The sequence below is a fragment of the Antrihabitans cavernicola genome (assembly GCF_008297975.1).
Classification (GTDB): domain Bacteria; phylum Actinomycetota; class Actinomycetes; order Mycobacteriales; family Mycobacteriaceae; genus Antrihabitans; species Antrihabitans cavernicola.
Map to the genome: position 1 here is coordinate 258,587 of NZ_VLNY01000002.1, position 16,902 is coordinate 275,488.

At 63.9% G+C, this 16,902-nt stretch carries 15 protein-coding genes and 1 pseudogene; 10 read left to right on the forward strand and 6 right to left on the reverse strand.

The window, feature by feature from the left end:
- Nucleotides 1-24 precede the first annotated feature (24 nt).
- The 3 genes from FOY51_RS04980 to FOY51_RS04990 all read right to left on the reverse strand — a co-directional run bounded on the left by FOY51_RS04980 (nt 25) and on the right by FOY51_RS04990 (nt 3,964).
- Nucleotides 25-216, reverse strand: a complete 192-nt coding sequence (locus FOY51_RS04980) for a YbdD/YjiX family protein (protein WP_149429097.1) — start codon at nt 214-216, stop codon at nt 25-27.
- Entirely contained in the window at nt 216-2,501 is a 2,286-nt protein-coding gene (locus FOY51_RS04985) for a carbon starvation CstA family protein (RefSeq protein WP_149429098.1), read from the reverse strand. Before FOY51_RS04985 ends, FOY51_RS04980 begins: the two co-directional genes overlap by 1 nt.
- A 95-nt stretch (nt 2,502-2,596) precedes the next feature.
- The gene (locus tag FOY51_RS04990) at nt 2,597-3,964 is read right to left on the reverse strand and encodes a glycerophosphodiester phosphodiesterase family protein (protein WP_235916120.1); all 1,368 of its coding nucleotides are present in this window, start codon (nt 3,962-3,964) and stop codon (nt 2,597-2,599) included.
- 187 nt (nt 3,965-4,151) lie between these two features.
- Here FOY51_RS04990 and FOY51_RS04995 point away from each other — a divergent pair, with 187 nt between their 5' ends.
- From FOY51_RS04995 to FOY51_RS05010, 5 genes and pseudogenes are all read left to right on the forward strand, one after another.
- Nucleotides 4,152-5,354, forward strand: a complete 1,203-nt coding sequence (locus FOY51_RS04995; protein WP_149429099.1) for an EfeM/EfeO family lipoprotein — start codon at nt 4,152-4,154, stop codon at nt 5,352-5,354.
- Nucleotides 5,351-6,550, forward strand: a complete 1,200-nt coding sequence (locus FOY51_RS05000; RefSeq protein ID WP_149429100.1) for a Dyp-type peroxidase — start codon at nt 5,351-5,353, stop codon at nt 6,548-6,550. Before FOY51_RS04995 ends, FOY51_RS05000 begins: the two co-directional genes overlap by 4 nt.
- 67 nt (nt 6,551-6,617) lie before the next feature.
- Nucleotides 6,618-6,941 (forward strand): annotated as a pseudogene (locus FOY51_RS27775) (alkaline phosphatase family protein); the annotation flags it as partial.
- A gap of 74 nt (nt 6,942-7,015) precedes the next feature.
- Nucleotides 7,016-8,437, forward strand: coding sequence for a phospholipase C (locus tag FOY51_RS05005; protein WP_253072995.1), 1,422 nt, complete (start codon nt 7,016-7,018; stop codon nt 8,435-8,437).
- 160 nt (nt 8,438-8,597) lie between these two features.
- A complete protein-coding gene (locus tag FOY51_RS05010) occupies nt 8,598-10,223 on the forward strand; it encodes an HNH endonuclease signature motif containing protein (RefSeq protein ID WP_149429101.1) in 1,626 nt (541 codons plus the stop codon).
- Here FOY51_RS05010 and FOY51_RS05015 read toward each other — a convergent pair.
- Entirely contained in the window at nt 10,220-10,765 is a 546-nt protein-coding gene (locus tag FOY51_RS05015) for a GNAT family N-acetyltransferase (RefSeq protein ID WP_187776183.1), read from the reverse strand. The genes FOY51_RS05010 and FOY51_RS05015 overlap by 4 nt on opposite strands.
- A gap of 59 nt (nt 10,766-10,824) precedes the next feature.
- Between FOY51_RS05015 and ychF the strand changes: the two genes are divergently transcribed.
- The 3 genes from ychF to FOY51_RS05030 are packed head-to-tail and all read left to right on the forward strand — an operon-like array spanning nt 10,825 to nt 13,541.
- Complete coding sequence (gene ychF / locus FOY51_RS05020) at nt 10,825-11,904, forward strand: redox-regulated ATPase YchF (protein ID WP_149429103.1); 1,080 nt, start codon at nt 10,825-10,827, stop codon at nt 11,902-11,904.
- A 30-nt stretch (nt 11,905-11,934) separates the two neighbouring features.
- Nucleotides 11,935-12,585, forward strand: coding sequence for a class I SAM-dependent methyltransferase (locus FOY51_RS05025; protein WP_149429104.1), 651 nt, complete (start codon nt 11,935-11,937; stop codon nt 12,583-12,585).
- Entirely contained in the window at nt 12,585-13,541 is a 957-nt protein-coding gene (locus FOY51_RS05030; protein WP_149429105.1) for an NADP-dependent oxidoreductase, read from the forward strand. Before FOY51_RS05025 ends, FOY51_RS05030 begins: the two co-directional genes overlap by 1 nt.
- On the opposite strand, the gene FOY51_RS05035 is transcribed toward FOY51_RS05030, so the two are convergent.
- Nucleotides 13,528-14,139 (reverse strand): class I SAM-dependent methyltransferase, encoded by a 612-nt coding sequence (locus FOY51_RS05035; protein ID WP_149429106.1) that lies wholly within the window; start codon nt 14,137-14,139, stop codon nt 13,528-13,530. The two genes, FOY51_RS05030 and FOY51_RS05035, sit on opposite strands and share 14 nt — an antisense overlap.
- Before the next feature lie 100 nt (nt 14,140-14,239).
- On the opposite strand from FOY51_RS05035, the gene FOY51_RS05040 reads away from it, so the two are divergent.
- Nucleotides 14,240-14,674, forward strand: coding sequence for a YybH family protein (locus tag FOY51_RS05040; RefSeq protein ID WP_149429107.1), 435 nt, complete (start codon nt 14,240-14,242; stop codon nt 14,672-14,674).
- Between the two features lie 49 nt (nt 14,675-14,723).
- Here the strand turns inward: FOY51_RS05040 and FOY51_RS05045 are convergent, their stop codons facing one another.
- The gene (locus FOY51_RS05045) at nt 14,724-15,431 is read right to left on the reverse strand and encodes an alpha/beta fold hydrolase (protein ID WP_235916121.1); all 708 of its coding nucleotides are present in this window, start codon (nt 15,429-15,431) and stop codon (nt 14,724-14,726) included.
- Between the two features lie 32 nt (nt 15,432-15,463).
- On the opposite strand from FOY51_RS05045, the gene FOY51_RS05050 reads away from it, so the two are divergent.
- On the forward strand, nt 15,464-16,900 hold the full coding sequence (locus FOY51_RS05050; protein ID WP_149429108.1) for an MDR family MFS transporter: 1,437 nt from the start codon (nt 15,464-15,466) through the stop codon (nt 16,898-16,900).
- Nucleotides 16,901-16,902: the final 2 nt, after the last annotated feature.

Here is a 16,902-nt window from a genome sequence, read left to right on the forward strand (position 1 = left end):
GCTAGCGGAAATCGGCCATCGACGTCAGCAGCAGCGCGACGCCGGATTTGCTTCGGCTTCGGCGTGACGGTCACGCCAGTACTCACGCTCGCTCGGAATGGGCTCGTCGGGATGGCGTACCTGCATGTGTGCCACGTAGCGGGCGTAATCGTGATCGCCCATCACCGATGTGAACCACCACGCGACCGATCGTGCGGCCTCCGCAATCCGAGGCATCAGTGGCCTCCGCGCGGGCGAGCAGCGCCGGGCGCGCGGACCTTGCCCTCGGCAACCAGCTGGTCCCATTCCTTCTGTACTTCGCGCTCGGCAGGCGTCGGGATGAAGCCGGTGGGCGCGAAGATCTTCGACGGTTCCACCGGTGATTCGGTCGACGGCATACCGCCGCTTCGGAATGCCTTGATACACGTCAATGCTCCGGTGATCGCGACGATCAACACGAGCACGGCGAACACGATCGACAACGTGCCCTGGATGAAGGTGTTGCGAATGACGGCATCGATAGCTTCGGGTGTTTTCGCGGTGCCGAATGTGGTCTTACCGGCGTCCTTGGCGGCCTGGAATGCGCTGTGCTGAGCCCAATATCCAACGGCGCGGTCGCCCGAGAAGATCTTCTGCCAGGACGCGGTCATCGTCACGATCAGGTCCCACGCCAACGGAATGCCCGGTATCCACGCCCACTTGAACAGCCCCTTCTTCATGACGATCGTCAGGATCACCGTGAGAGCGATGGCCGCGAGCAACTGGTTCGCGATACCGAACAGTGGAAACAGGGTGTTGATGCCGCCGAGCGGATCGGTGACACCCATCAGCAGGATCGAACCCCAGGCGAGCACGATGATCAGCGAGCAGATCCAGGCTCCGACTCGCCACGACGGGTCCTTGAATCGGCCGATCGCTCCGCCGAAGTTGCCGAGCGAGTCCGACAGCATGAACCGTGCGACGCGCGTTCCCGCGTCGATGGTGGTGAGAATGAACAGTGCCTCGAACATGATCGCGAAGTGGTACCAGAACGACTTCATGCTGTCGCCGCCGAGGAACGAGTGCAGTACCTCCGACATGCCGACCGCGAGTGTCGGTGCACCGCCGGTACGCGAAATGATGGTCGTCTCACCGACATCCGACGCTGCCTGCGCCAAATCGGCGCCGCTGATATTCGCGCCCGAGAGGCCGAGGCCGTTGACGTAGGCGGCTGCGGTATCCGTGGTGGTGCCGGTCAGCGCAGCAGGTGCGTTCATGGCGAAGTACAGGTGCTGGTCGAGAATGCACGCCGTGATCAGGGCCATGATCGCGACGAACGATTCGGTGAGCATCCCGCCGTATCCGATGATCCGGGTATGGCTTTCCTTCTCCAGCAACTTGGGAGTGGTGCCAGACGCGATCAGTGCGTGAAAGCCGGACAGCGCACCGCACGCGATGGTGATGAACAGGAACGGGAACAGCGACCCTGCGAACGCCGGGCCGTTGCCCGCGTGGGCGAACTGCGACACGGCGGGCATCTTCATGTTCGGGTGTGCGAACAGGATTCCGATGGCCAGTAGGCCGATGGTGCCGACCTTCATGAAGGTGGACAGATAGTCGCGCGGGGCGAGGAGCAACCAGACCGGCAGCACCGACGCGGCGAAACCGTAGCCGATCAGCAACCAGGCGATGGTGACCTTCGACAAGGTGAACCAGTCTGTGCCCCAACCGGTATCGGCAACCCACTGGCCGGAGACGATGGCCAGCAGGAGAAGCACGAAACCGATCAGCGAAATTTCGGAGACCTTGCCCGGTCGCAAGAATCGAAGGTAGACGCCCATGAACAGTGCGATCGGGATGGTCATCGCGAGAGAGAAGACACCCCATGGGCTTTCGGCGAGCGCGTTGACCACGACGAGCGCGAGCACCGCGAGCAGGATGACCATGATGACGAGCACACCGACGATCGCGGCAATACCGCCGACCACGCCGAGTTCGTCGCGGGCCATCTGACCGAGGCTGCGACCGCGTCGTTTCGACGACGCCCACAGCACAAGGAAATCCTGTACGCCACCGGCGAATACGACGCCGACGATGATCCAGATGGTGCCCGGCAGGTAACCCATCTGCGCGGCCAGCACGGGGCCGACGAGGGGCCCGGCACCTGCGATGGCCGCGAAGTGATGGCCGAACAGGACCCGTCGATCCATCGGCATGAAATCTTTGCCGTTCTCCAGGATTTCGGCGGGTGTCGCCCGATCGTCACGCGGCTGGACGATCTTGTACTCGATGAAACGAGCGTAGAAGCGGTAGGCGATGACGTAGGTGCAGCCTGCAGCGATGACGAACCAGACCGCGCTGACGCTTTCACCGCGGACGATGGCGATGACCGCCCAGGCGACCGCGCCGAGCAGAGCGATCGCAGCGAAGATTCCCTTCTTCACCGGGGTGACCGGCGTTCGATCGACAACGCCGACCGGGGGTAGGTCAGGATCGGTCCGCAGGTATTCGATGTTGCCCTGCGGAGCCTCTTTGATCGCCATCGTCGTCTCCTCGTCGCTGGTGCGGGAGCCACTCTAAGGCCACGCTAGACCGCACCGCAGCAACTTGACAGGCGTCGGTTTTGTCGGGACTCGTTCTAGTGCCCCAACTCCTTGTCGAATGCCTTGCGCGCGTCGACACCGGTGTTGGTGAAGTCGGTGAACACGCCGTCGACGCCGAGCCGGAAGAACTTGGCGAACTCGGCTTTCGGGTCGCCGTTGTAGTCCGCCGCCAGGTACTTCTTCTCGTCGCGGAACGTGAAGACGTGCACGAACAATCCCGCGGCGTGCGCATCCGTCACCAACGAGGTCGGCGGCTGCGTGGTCGCTGCGGCGGTGGAGCTTTTGAACGCTGGATCCGCCGGGTACGGATCGATTTTCAGTGGGACGATCTGCGGCTTCCACGGGCCGATGCCGTCGGCATAGGTCTTGACCTCCGCAAGCCCCGCCGGAGTCAGCATCGCGTCGAACCACCTCGGGTCGCCTGCGACGGTCCAGTCGTAGGGGCGGCCGGTGACGATGTCGTCGTAGAGCACCTTGCCGGTGCGGTAGTCGACGTCGTAGCCGTCGACCAACTGCACGATTTTGGTCTTCAGGCCGTGGTCGTGCAGATAGCGCAGGCTGCCCGGCTCGAAGCTCTGCACGAAGATCGGCGCGTCCTTGGAGTTGAGGCCGTTGTCGTCGACCGCCTTGACGATCGCGTCTTCGAGCGGATGGCTACCGGGTGCGCCGCAGCCGTTCGCGATCGCCTGTTCGTCGTTCCAGGTGGGGTTCTTGGATTCGGGGTAGACCGAGATCGTCCGGCCCGTGGACTTGGACTTTGCCTTTGCGATATCGACGATCTGCTGGAAGGTGAGAATCGGATACTTGCCGTTGAATTCGGTGGGTCGCTCGGCCGCATCGTCGTAGGTGGTGCCGCCGAACCACTTCTGGAGCTCGGCGACCGTGAAGTCGGTGATCGACCAGTCGTTCGTGTGGTCTTCGCCGTCGACGATCAGCGACTTCAGCACCGACTTGGGGTCGGCCGGGTCCGTCTTGTCCACCAGGTAGGTCGCGGGTCCGGTCGCGGGCGTGCTCGGCCAGGAAACGGGGACCGCAATCCCTGGCACCGTGCGTTTGCGGGCAGCGACATCGGGATTGGTCTTGGCCACCTCGGCGACGTTGGTGTTGTCGCTGAGCCATGGGTTGTGTCGCGCGACCAGCACACAGTCCTTGGACAGGTGCAAGTCCTCTTCGAGTGCGTCCGTGCCGTCGTCGGCGGCGAGCTCGTAGGAGGGCTGCGTCTCCTCCGGGCGCAGCCCCGGCAAGCCGCGATGCCCGATCACCAGCGGCTGCTTTCCGTCGAGCGTGGTGTACGGCTTGGCGGCCTGGTTGGACTCGTCGCTGCCGCAGGCGGTGAGCGCACCCGCTCCCAACAGCGTCAATGCGGATACGACGGCGATCGAGCGCCGGTTGACGATCTTCACGAATTCCCCCGAAGGTCCGTTCGACGAAATGTCTGGTCCAACCGACTATGCGGCGCGTGGGAAATATGCGCGCTCCGAGCGGGATGAACACTAGGCAAACTCATATTGCGGTGTCCGAACGATCCCATTTGTCCATCGAACGGTCGGTTAGCCTTCGGCGCGATAAGCAAGTCGACCAGGGGCCGCAATGACCGAGGATGCACCGCACGCGACGCGCAGATGGCGTGCGCTGGCCTTGGCATGCGTTGTGTCGGCGGCGGTCGTCGCTGCCGGCGTCGTGGTCGAGACAGTCTCTGCGCGTGACGATTCCGGGCCCACTGCGGCTCCGCTCGATCCCGACGTCGCACTGCCGCAACAGTCGGTCGATGCGAAGCTCGACGGCTGCGTCGACAGCCCGACCGCGCGTGACGGTAGGCAGGTCTTTCGGGTGCGGAACACGACGGCAGTGCCGGTGGATTTCGAACTCACCGACGCCGATGGGAAGGTCGTCGGCGAAATCGAGGCGCTCGGCCCGCAGTCAACGCGTTCGCTCGACGTGAGCGTCGGTGCGGGCCGGTATCGGTTCGTGTGCATGTTCGACGATGCGCGCGCCGTCACCAGCGCGTCCTTCGCGCTGGCGGGGGAGTCCACGGGTGGCCCGGTCGCTGCGCCGCTGAGTACACAGGATCTGACACCGGCGACGCTCGCCTACGAGCACTGGGTGACCGGTCGGCTACCCGATCTGGTGGCAGGCGCGCAGCAACTTCGAGACCAGCTGGGGTCTGCGGATATCGAAAATGCGCGCGCGACTTGGGTATCCGCGCACCATCTCTACGAGACGCTGGGCGCCGCGTACGGCGCGTTCGGCGATGTCGACACCGCGATCGACGGAACGGCCACCGGCCCGGACTTCTCGGGATTCCATCGGATCGAGCAGGGGTTGTGGGGCAGCGAACCTGCTGCGGCCCTGCTTCCAATCGCGGATCGGCTGGTCGCCGACACGCAGCGATTGCAGGAACAGTTCACGTCGACGCACGTCGATCCGCTCGATATCGGTCTACGCGCACACGAAATCAGCGAGGACACGCTGCAATTCGAGCTCACCGGCCGCAACGACTTCGGATCGCACACCGGTCTCGACACGGTGGCTGCCAACCTGGACGGCACGCGAGAGTTGCTGGATGTGTTGCGGCCGTTGCTGACTCCGAGGTACTCGGCGCTTGCAGAGGTCGACAGCGAGATCGCGAAGACGCGCGATCTGGTCGTCTCGCTGGATGCGAAGTACCTTCGGAGTGTTGCGATTCCCGCGGTGGCGCCGATCGACAGGCAGCGGGTGGACGGCGCGGTGTCGCACATCGCCGAACTGCTGGCGCCGGTCGCTGCGCTGTGCGACGTCAGGCGGACCGGATGACGCCGCAGCTTCCGCGGCGCGCGCTGCTACGCGGCGGCGTCGGGTTGGCGGGTCTGGCGGCGGCAGCGTCGACGCAGGCAGTGCCGGTGGCCAATGCCGTTGCGGCCGTGCCGTTTCACGGTGAAAATCAGGCGGGTATTCTGCCCGAACCGCAGCCGTACTCCGTGGTGCTGGCGGCGAATGCGATCGCAGGCAGCCGCGCAGAGCTTGCGGATCTGTTCCGGACCATCACCGATCGTGCGCGGTTCCTCACGGCGGGCGGGGATCCGGATCCGGTCGGGATCACGGCGCCTGCCACCGATTCGGGAACCCTCGGTTCGACGATTCCCGCCGGTGGACTCACGGTGACGCTGGGCGTCGGCGCGTCGCTGTTCGACGATCGATACGGCTTGCAGAGCAGGAAGCCGACGCGCCTCGATGTGATGACGCCGTTCCCCGACGACGATCTGAAACCCGAATGGTGCCACGGCGACCTGAGTCTCGTCGTCAGTGCGCCCGAGCGTGACACCGTGCTGCATGCGGTGCGCGACATCGCACGCAACACCAGGGGTGGCATGCAATTCGCCTGGCGCCAAGATGGATTCGTTCCGCCACCACGACCGTCCGGAGCGCCGCGCAACCATTTCGGGTTCAAGGACGGGACGTCGAATCCCGATGTTCGCGACCCGGGCACCATGAAGCGACTGGTGTGGGCGGCGTCGGACGATCAACCGTGGACCGCCGGCGGCAGCTACCAGGTGGTGCGGCTGATTCGCATGCTGGTGGAATTCTGGGATCGCATCTCGGTGGGTGAGCAGGAAAACCTCTTCGGACGAGCACGTGCGACGGGTGCGCCCCTGGACGGCACCGTCGAAGGCGATGTTCCGGACTACTCGCGCGACGGCACCGGCAAAGTGATCCCACTGACCAGCCATATGCGCCTTGCCAATCCGCGAACCGACGACACCGACGACTCACGGATTCTGCGTCGGTCGCACAGCTACGACGCCGGGCTGGACACCAACGGAAACCTCGATCTGGGACTGGTTTTCGTCTGTTACCAGCAAGATATCGCGCGGCAGTTCGTCGCGACACAGACAAGGCTCGATGGTGAGCCGCTGTCCGATTACATCTCTCCGTTCGGGGGCGGCTACTTCTTCGCGTTGCCCGGAGTTCGCAATCAATCCGACTATCTCGGCCGCAGGCTGTTCGAGTGATGTCTTCGAAGGAAGGGCCCGTTCGATGAGATCGAAACGTCCACAACATACTTCGCGCAGGGTTGCGATGAGGCTGGGCCTGTTGGCCTCGGCTGGTCTGCTCGCCGGTGGGTCGCTGCTTGCGTCCGCTCCGGTGGCATTGGCCGACGACGCAACAACGGCGACACCGATCAAGCATGTTGTCGTCATCTTCGGCGAGAACATCTCGTTCGATCACTACTTCGGCACGTACCCGAAGGCGGCGAACCTCGAGGGCGAGAAGCTGCAGGGATCGGATACGCCTGCGGCGCAGTTCACTGCCGATCCGGCGACGCCGAAAGATGTTGCCAACCTGACGAACACCGGGTTGGACGGCGACAAGAACCCGAACACGTACAAGCCGTTCCGGTTCACACCGGAGCAAGCGGTGACGTGCGATCAGAACCATGAGTACAAGGCAGAGCAGAGTGCCACCATCGCGGCGCGATGGACAAGTTCATCGAGTCCACCACCAAGGACAAGTGTGCGAGCGCCGGCGCGAACATGTACGAGACCGCAGGCGAGACCATGGGGTACTACGACGGCAACACCGTCACCGGCCTGTGGAACTACGCGCAGAACTATGCGTTGAACGACAACAGCTTCGGCAGCGTCTTCGGCCCGTCCACGCCGGGCGCATTGGACCTGATCTCCGGACAGACCCATGGCGTGCGGTCCTACGATCCGGTGTCGTTGGCGCCGACGGCGACTCCTGACGAAAGCTTTGTCGAGTCACCGAGCCCCGAGGGTGTCGGCACCGTCATCGAAGATCCGGATCCGTTGTACGACGATTGCTCGAACGGCAACGACCGGTCGGCGAAGTCGAACCTTGCCGGCATGGAGGGGCAGAACATCGGGGATCTGTTGAACAAGAAGGACATCAGCTGGGGCTGGTTCCAGGGTGGCTTCCGTCCGAGTGCGGCGTGGGACGGCCAGGACGGGCATTACGCGACGTGCAAGACCGGACACAAGACTGTCGCGGGCGGCAAGCAGGACGACTATTCGCCGCACCATCAGCCGTTCCAGTACTACAAGTCGACGGCCAATCCCCATCACCTCGCGCCTGCAACGCCCGAGGAGATCGGCCACAACGGCCAGGCGAACCACCAGTACGACCTCACCGATTTCGATACGGCATTGTCGCGCAACGCACTTCCGGCCGTCACGTTTCTGAAAGCGCCGAAGTACCAGGACGGTCATGCCGCGAACTCGGATCCGATCGACGAGCAGCAGTTCGTCACACATGAGGTCAACCAACTGCAGCAGTCGGATTCCTGGAAGGACACCGCGGTTGTGCTCGCTTACGACGACTCCGATGGTTGGTACGACCACGTTGCCGCCAAGCTGCTCAACGGATCGTCGGATCCCAAGCAGGACACGCCGATGTGCAGTGATCTTGCGGCCGCGACTCCTCCCGTAGGCGGCTACCAGGATCGGTGTGGCCCGGGCACTCGTCAACCGCTGCTTGTGGTTTCGCCCTATGCCAAGAAGAACTTCGTCGATCACACTGCCACCGAGCAGACGTCGATCCTGAAGTTCATCGAAGACAACTGGTCGGTCGGGCGGATCGGCGACGCATCCTTCGACGAGCGTGCGGGTTCGATGAATGCGATGTTCGACTTCGGAAAGCCCCGCACGGACAAGGTTTTCCTCAACGAGGCCAACGGTTCCGTCGCCGCTGACGCCGCGTCGGCCAAGACGCCTCCGCAGCAGTCGAGTGTCAACCCGTCGGCAAGTGCATCGTCGGATACGTCGAACGACGACGGCACCAACGTATGGAAGATCGTGATTCCGATCGTGATCGTGGTGGCGTTGTTGGCGCTCGGCGCATACGCGTACTTCCGGAGCAGGCGCCCGCAGGCGCGGTAGTTGTGGTCGAATAGTGTTGCAGCGCTGCAAGAACTCCTTGCCATCGAACATGTGTGCGAGTACAATTGGGGCATGTTCGATGGGGGTTTCATTCCAGGGGATTTGACGACGGATTTGCCGTTGTTCGAGGCGTTGTCGTCGGTGGTGGTGCGGGGAGAACGTGTGTGCGTTCGAGAAGGTCACGATTGCTGCGGAGTTGTGGGATGTGTGGTTCGAGCGTGATGTTGCTGCGGGTGGGGATGTGATCGTCGATTGCGGTAACAACGCGCTCGCGGAGATTGCGGTGCGGATCGGGTGTTCGAAGACGATGGCCGAGAACTATGCGTTGCTCGGCCTCGATCTGCGGTTGCGTTTGCCGTTGACGCGGGCGGCGTTCGCGGCGGGCGGGTTGGATTATGCGCGGGTGGCGAAGATTTCGCGGTCGTTGGGCGGGTTCACTCCGGCCACCGTGGCCGCAGCGGAACCGGAGGTCGTTGCGGCGGCGCGGAGTCTGTCGCCGGGGCCGTTGGGGTCGGCGATCGAGCAGATCCTGATCCGGATCGCCCCCGACGAGGTCGCGGAGCGCCGGATTAACGCCACCCAGTGTCGGCGGGTGCGGAAGCGTCGTGATGGTGATCTGGGTGTGTTCGAGGCGGTCCTCTCACCAGAAGAGTGTGAGGCAACGTGGCAACGCATCGCGGAGGTGGCCGACACTGTCTGCACACACGATCGCCGGAACAGGCAGTACCGGTTGGTGGATGCGTTTCAAGCGTTGATTCATGGTGAGAACCGGTTGCAATGTAAGTGTGGTCGTGCTGATTGTGTTGCTGCGGAGAAGGTGTCGGCGAAGCGGCGGACCCCGTTGGTGCAGGTGTCGATCGATGTCGCGACGCTGCTGGGGTTGTTGTCGAACCCGGCCTATCTCGAAGGGTACGGTCCGATCGATCCCGCGTTGGCCCGCGAACTTGCCGCCGACGGGACCTGGCAGGCCATGTTGACCGAGGCCCTCGAGATGGCACAGAAACTGGGTCTCGTCGACGAGGACGCCGATGCTGCATCTGAGGCCACGCCGACAGTCGATCCGGCTGAACCTGCACCGGTGCAACCGGATTCGGCACAGCAGGATTCGACCGAAACACCGGATGCGGATGCGCCGCCCGCCGAGCCTCCGGCCGCGAAGCCACCGCGTGCGTGTGTGTCGGTGTTCCACGGTCGCGGTAAACGGCGCAAGGCGGGGTGGTTGCCGGAGTTCGGGTCGACACCTGTGTTGTCTGATCCGGCGACGGCGGAGCTCTCACCAGCAGCGGTGGCCGAGCTGGTGGCTAATGCGATCGCGAAAGATCCGCAACTCGCGAACGGAGAACACCCCGATGGGCATGGCGGACATTCCACACCACCACCGGGTGCATCGGAGTACCGACCTGATGCGGAGACGGTGGCGATTGTGCGGGCCCGGGATCGGCATTGCCGATTCCCGGGGTGTCGGGTGCCGGCGAAGAAGTGTCAGGTTGATCATGTGATTCCGTTTCGCCATCACGCCCCGCATGCCGGTGGGTGGACGATTCCGTCGAATCTGCAATGCCTGTGCGCTTTTCACCATCAACTCAAGACGATGAAGCTGTGGTCCGCGAAAATGTTGCCCGGCGCCATCATCATCTGGACCAGCAGCTACCACACCAGCCACATCACCCTTCCGGATGGCGGAATGACGGCGTCACCACCGGATCCCGATCTGATCCCGAAGATCCGCAACGGACCAGATAAATGGGAACCACCGGAAATCGACCAGGGCGAGCCGCCCTTCTAGTGAGCGGCGAGGACGGCGGGCTCGAAGGTGAAAACCACGTAGTCACGGTCGTCGAAGGTGAAGGCGCCGGTCTCGTGCATGCCGTAATGGCGATGCACCGCAAGCGATTTCTTGTTGGCAACCTCGACGAAGGCGGCGCCGCGATCGAATCGGTCCTGCAATGCGGCGCACAGGGCAACCAACAGCTTGGTCATCACGCCGCGTCCTTGGAACTTCGCGCTCACCGCGACCGGCCCGTAGAGAAACAACGTCGAGTCCGGGTGCGCGGCGGTTGCGACATCGGCGGTGAGCTTCGGCGGCCCGGCGTGCATCGAACCAGGCGCGCTGGTCATCGCAAATCCAGCAAGTACGCCGCCCTCCTCGGCGATGAACACGCCGGTGCCATCTTGAAAGCGTGCGAGAACCGAGTCGTCCATGGTGCCTTGGACGAATCCGCGTTCGGCACGCTGGGCCGCGGTCAGATTGTCACCGCGGGCCTCGGCCATGAGCGAGAGAATGGGCGCTCGGTCGTCGGGTCCGGACAGGCGGATGGTCAGAGACATGAGGCCATCGTCGCAGTCTCTACAGTGCATTGGACGCACCTGCGTAGACTCCAAAGACCGTGAGCCTTACCCTCGGAATCGTCGGACTGCCCAATGTCGGCAAGTCCACCCTGTTCAACGCCCTGACCAACAACGATGTGCTGGCCGCGAATTACCCGTTCGCCACCATCGAGCCCAATGTCGGGGTCGTTCCATTGCCCGACAAGCGGCTGGACAAGCTTGCCGAGGTGTTCAGTTCTGAGCGCATCGTGCCTGCCGTCGTGTCGTTCGTGGACATTGCAGGCATCGTCAAGGGCGCATCCGAGGGCGCCGGACTTGGCAACAAATTCCTTGCCAACATCCGTGAGGCCGACGCGATCTGCCAGGTAGTTCGCGTATTCGCCGACGACGACGTCATTCACGTCGACGGTCGGGTAGATCCGAAAGCCGACATCGAGGTCATCGAGACCGAGCTGATCATCGCCGACATGCAGACTCTCGAGAAGGCGATTCCGCGCCTGGAGAAGGAAGCGCGCGTCAAGAAGGACCGCAAGCCGGTGCTCGACGCGGCGCTCGCTGCGCAGGCCGTTCTCGACGACGGCAAGACACTGTTCTCGGCACGTGCAAAGCTGGACGGTGAGCTGCTCAAGGAGTTGTCGCTGCTCACGACGAAGCCGTTTCTCTACGTGTTCAACGCAGACGAGTCCGTGCTCACCGACGACGAGAAGGTCGCCGAGCTGGCGCGCTCCGTAGTGCCAGCCGACGCCGTGTTTCTGGACGCCAAGGTGGAGCAGGAGCTGCTCGAACTCGACGCCGAGTCGTCGCTCGAACTGCTCGAATCGATCGGTCAGACCGAGCCCGGTCTGCACGCTCTTGCCCGCGCCGGTTTCCATACGCTCGGCCTGCAGACCTACCTGACGGCGGGGCCGAAAGAGGCGCGTGCGTGGACGATTCATCAGGGCGACACCGCGCCCAAGGCGGCGGGCGTGATCCACACCGACTTCGAGCGCGGATTCATCAAGGCGGAAATCGTCTCTTACGACGACCTGATCGCGGCAGGCTCGATGGCGTCCGCCAAGGCTGCGGGCAAGGTGCGTATGGAAGGCAAGGATTACGTCATGCAGGACGGCGATATCGTCGATTTCCGGTTCAACGTCTAGCCCGGCTATCGTCGCCGATTCGGTGGTTGGATGAGCGTCATGTTGCTCGCTGATCGTGCACTCGCCGCTATTGCTTGCCAGCTGGGACAACCGACTGGATTTGCCGGCCGCGTGGTTGGACGGCTACTCAACCGAGGCAACCGCTCGGTTGTGATCGCAGCGATCGACGCAGCCGACGTGGCGGTTGGGTCGGTGGTTGCTGACATCGGTTTCGGCGGCGGCGTCGGCCTCGATGTTCTGCTGCAACGCGTCGGTGCCGCTGGTTCGGTGCACGGCGTCGAGATGTCACCGACAATGCTCGCTGAGGCGGGCCGCCGGTTCTCCGATGACATCGCTGACGGGCGGTTGCGCCTGCATGAAGGGCGGATGGAGAATTTGCCGCTTCCTGACACATCGCTGGATGCGATCATCTCGACGAACACTATCTACTTCGTCGAGGAACTCGCGACTGCTCTGCGTGAACTCGTTCGAGTGCTGCGGCCGACGGGCCGACTTGTGTTGGGAGTCGGCGACCCTGATCAAATGTCGAAAATGCCCTTCACGCGACACGGATTCCGACTGCGGCCGATGGAGCAGGTTATCGACGCGATTCGCGAGGCCGGATTCGCGCGGGTCGACGATCGGCGGGTAGGTGACGGACCAATGGGTTTCCACATTCTGGTGTGTGTGAAGGTGTTGTAGTGAACGAGCACAGCACTCCAACGACCAACCCGAGCAGGGCGGTTCGGCTCGAGACGTTCGGCGGCCCAGAAGTCCTGGAGCTTCAAGAGATACCAGCGCCGCAGGCAGGCGCGGGACAGATTCGTGTGCGAGTCACCGCGGCAGGCCTGAACCCGATGGACTGGTTCATGACCTCCGACGCAGAAACCGGTGCCCGGTTCGGCTTCAGCCTGCCGATCGGGTTCGGGACCGACTACGCGGGCGTAGTGGACCAAATCGGTGACGGCGTAACAGAATTCGCGGTCGGCGACAGAGTATTCGGCGGCGCACTTTCCCGCGCGATCGCCGACTTCGTTGTCGTAGAGGTGGCAGGGACTATTGCGGTCGGCGGCCAAGCCCATCACACCCCCGACGGCATCGACGACAACACCGCCGCCGTCCTCACGATCGCAGGCTGCACCGCCGCAGCCGCTCTCGCCGTCGTCGATCTCGGACCGGGCGACACAGTGCTCATGGGTGGCGCTGGGGGTGGGGTCGGGGTCTTTGCCGTCCAGCTGGCGCGCCTCGCGGGGGCGCGGGTGATCGGGACTGGATCGCCGACGTCGGCGGACTTTCTACGCAGCCTCGGCGCTGAGCCGGTCACCTACGGTGACGGTCTGGCGGACCGCGTCCGCGACCTCGCTCCGGACGGCATCACTGCCGCGATCGACCTCCATGGGTCGGAGACAGCGCAGGTCGCACGAGAACTCGGTGTCGCAGACTCTCGCATCACCACTATCGCCGGCCAGATCGACGGGATCACGCCGGCCAACGGCGCCAACGCCGTCCCCGGCACTCTGGAAGAGATCGCTCGCCTGGTCGCGACGAATGACCTCCGGGTGCCGATCGCGGCAGCTTTTCCGGTCGAGCAGGTCCGCGCCGCTGTGGAACTGCAGGCCGGTCGCCACGTGCAAGGCAAGGTCGTTATCGAGCTCTAGGTGCTGGACGAACCGCGAGCGCCGCAACAGCTCGCATCTTTTCGGTAGCCGCGCGCTGGCAACGATCGACCTCGGTGAACCCGGCAGCAGCGAGCAGCGCGTTCATGTCGTCGATCGGCCAGCGGTATGCGGTGGTCACCTTGTGTTCGAAGGGTTCCACTCGATCACCCTCGAAGAAACCGACGACGAGGGTGCCGTCCTGATGCAGCGCTCGTCGTAATCGGGTGAAGGCATCCGCGAGTTCGCTTGGATCGCAATGGATCAGCGAGAACCACGTGAGGATTCCGTGCAGCGACCCGTCCGGCAGGTCCAGGGTGTGCATCGAGCCAACCTGGTAGTCGATGTCCGGGCGACGTGAGCGTGCGTACTCGATGAACTCCGGCACCAGGTCGATACCTCTTGTGGCCACGCCGAGGTCGGTCAGATACTCGGTGAGATGGCCTGGCCCGCAGCCGGCGTCGATCACCACACCATCGCAGTCGCCGAGATTTCGCTCGAGGAACTCGAGGTCCGCAGGATCGACTTCGCCGAGCGACCCGCACACCTCGATGTACCGATCGGCGAGGGACGAGTAGCTGAGCCTGATGGCGCTGTCCACGGCGCAACTCTAATCGGCACCACTGTCGAGAAATGCCCGTCAGGTTCGACGTCCCTGTCGGAAGCGCCGATCGACGGCGTCGATGGAAGAGGAGAACCCGATGGACGACCAGACTCTCATCCGTGCACTCGTCGCCGACCGTTGTTCGGCCATGAATCGTGGCGACGCGAAGGCGATCGTCGACCAATACACCTCCGACGCAGTCATCTACAGCCTCGCGCCACCGCTGAAGCAGCCGCCGAACGGCACCCGCGACCTCACATCGCTGCAGGCATGGTTCGACGAGAAAGGCGGCCGCGTCGGCTCCGAGGTACGCGATCTAGAGGTGACGCTCGCGGGCGACGTGGCGTTCTGTCATTGCCTCGAATCGATGGGCGCACCCGACGACACCCCTGGGGAGAAGTTCGCCCTGTGGTTCCGCACGACCCTGGGGTTGCGGCGCATCGATGATCGCTGGCTGATCGTGCACGAGCACACGTCGACGCCGTTCTACATGGACGGATCGATGCGAGCCGCCCTGGACCTGCGGCCCTAGCCTCGGATGCCGGCGGCAATCGTCTCGGCGACAAGCTTCGGGTCGTCGATCATCGGAACATGACCGACCCCCGGCAGCACCGTGAATTCGGCACCTGGCAGACGCTGGCGCGCGATCGTGCCGTTGACATCCGGCGGCAAGATCCGGTCCTCGCCCGACCACGCCAACGTGATCGGGCAGGGCAGCGGATCGAGCGGCGCGAACTCCTCGTCCCGGACCGCAGCAGCACGGGTAGCGGCGGCCGGGACAACCGTGTGATGGCCAGTGACCGGCGAATCTTCGCGACGCCGTTGCTCTGACTCTTCTCGCCCGCCGTCCAGAGTCCGGCAGGTGACAGGGCACAGACCGACGCCGCTCGTCCGCGTCGCGCCAGCTCGATCGCCATCCAGCCGCCCAACGAATTTCCTGCGAGATGCGGCCGGTCGAGGCCGGCATCGTCGAGTACGCGATCTGCGTCGTCGACCAGCCGCGATACCGTGGTCGGCCGGTCCGGAGGCGGTCCACCGCGGTGGCCGGTCGCGGTCGGGGCGATCACGTCGAAGCGTCCGGACAGCAACGGCACGACGTCGTCCCAGACATGGGCGGACATCGTGACGCCGTGCAGCAGAACGAGTGACGGTTTGTCGGTGGCCACGCCTGCCAGTGTGGCACGCGTCCTGCCGAGCCCGTCGGGCTCGAAAATGATTCGATATTTCCAGCTCTGTGGTGTCGAATCGTGGACGTCGTATTCGTCGTATTGGTAAGACGGCAGCCACACGGGCTCCCGCGCAGAAGATTCACGGAGTTGTCATGACTGTCGCTACCGATGCCGACAAGTTTGCCGAAACAGGCGAGACCAGCGGAAAGACGCCGACCGTCATCAAACTGTTGGTCGCCGCGACATTCGTGGTGATCCTCAACGAGACGATCATGATCAACGCGATGCCGCGGCTGATGGTCGACTTCGAGGTCACCGCTCGCACGGCGCAATGGTTGTCGTCGGTCTTCATGCTCACGATGGCCGCGGTGATTCCGATCACCGGTTGGTTCCTGCAGCGCGTTACGACGCGCACCGCGTACACGGTGGCGATGGTGGTGTTCGGTATCGGCACAACACTGGCCGGGCTCGCCCCGACGTTCGGTGTGCTGTTGGTAGGCCGCGGGATTCAGGCAGGCGGCACAGCTGTGATGATGCCGCTGTTGATGACGACCTTGATGCAGGTTGTGCCGGAACGCGATCGCGGCCGGGTCATGGGGAACGTCACGCTCGCCATATCGGTGGCACCGGCCCTTGGCCCCGCGATCTCGGGTCTCATTCTGCAACTTGGATCCTGGCGTTTGATCTTCGCGTTCGTGCTCCCGGTCGCGATTGCGGTGACGCTGTTCGGGTTGCGCCATCTGACCAACGTCGGTGAGACGAAGTCCGATCCGGTCTCCTGGGTCAGCGTCTCTCTGGCCGGATTCGGCTTCGCCGCATTGGTATACGGCCTCAGCGAGATCGGTGCGCGGAGCGGTGGGCAGCTGAGCGCGATCATCGGCATCGGCGTGGTGCTGGTCGCCGCCTTCGTGATGTATCAGCTCCGCCTGCAGCGCACGGGAACTCCGCTGATGGATCTCCGGACGCTCACGCACCGGAACTACGCCGTCACACTCGCGCTCATGGCCGTCGCGTTCATGGCGTTCCTCGGTTCCATGATCCTGCTGCCCTTGTACCTGCAAGATCTGCGGGGCCTGTCGGCTGTGCAGACCGGCCTGCTGGTCATGCCGGGTGGAATCGCGATGGGCTTGCTGGGTCCGCGTGTCGGCCGGATCTACGACCGCAACGGCGCACGGCCACTTGTCATTCCGGGTGCGATCGTCATGGTTGCCGCACTCGCGGCGTTGAGCCGAATCCAGGCGGACACCCCATACGCGCTGATATTGACGATCCACGTGATCCTGATGGTGAGTCTGGCCGCCATCTTCACTCCGGTATTCACCCTCGGTCTCAGCGCCCTGCCGCCGGAGCTCTACTCGCACGGCAGTTCATTGCTCGGAACCTTGCAGCAGGTCGCAGGTGCAGTCGGTACCGCAGCACTCGTCGTGATCATGGAGAACAGGTCCAGCCACCTCGCCGCAGCCGGATCGACATCGGACGCAGCATTCCTCGGCGGCTTGCAATGGGCGTTCGTCGCGGGCGCCGTCATCGGCGTGATCGTCGTCGTCCTTTCGCTCATGCTCCCGGCAAGAAACACCGACCACGCTTGACA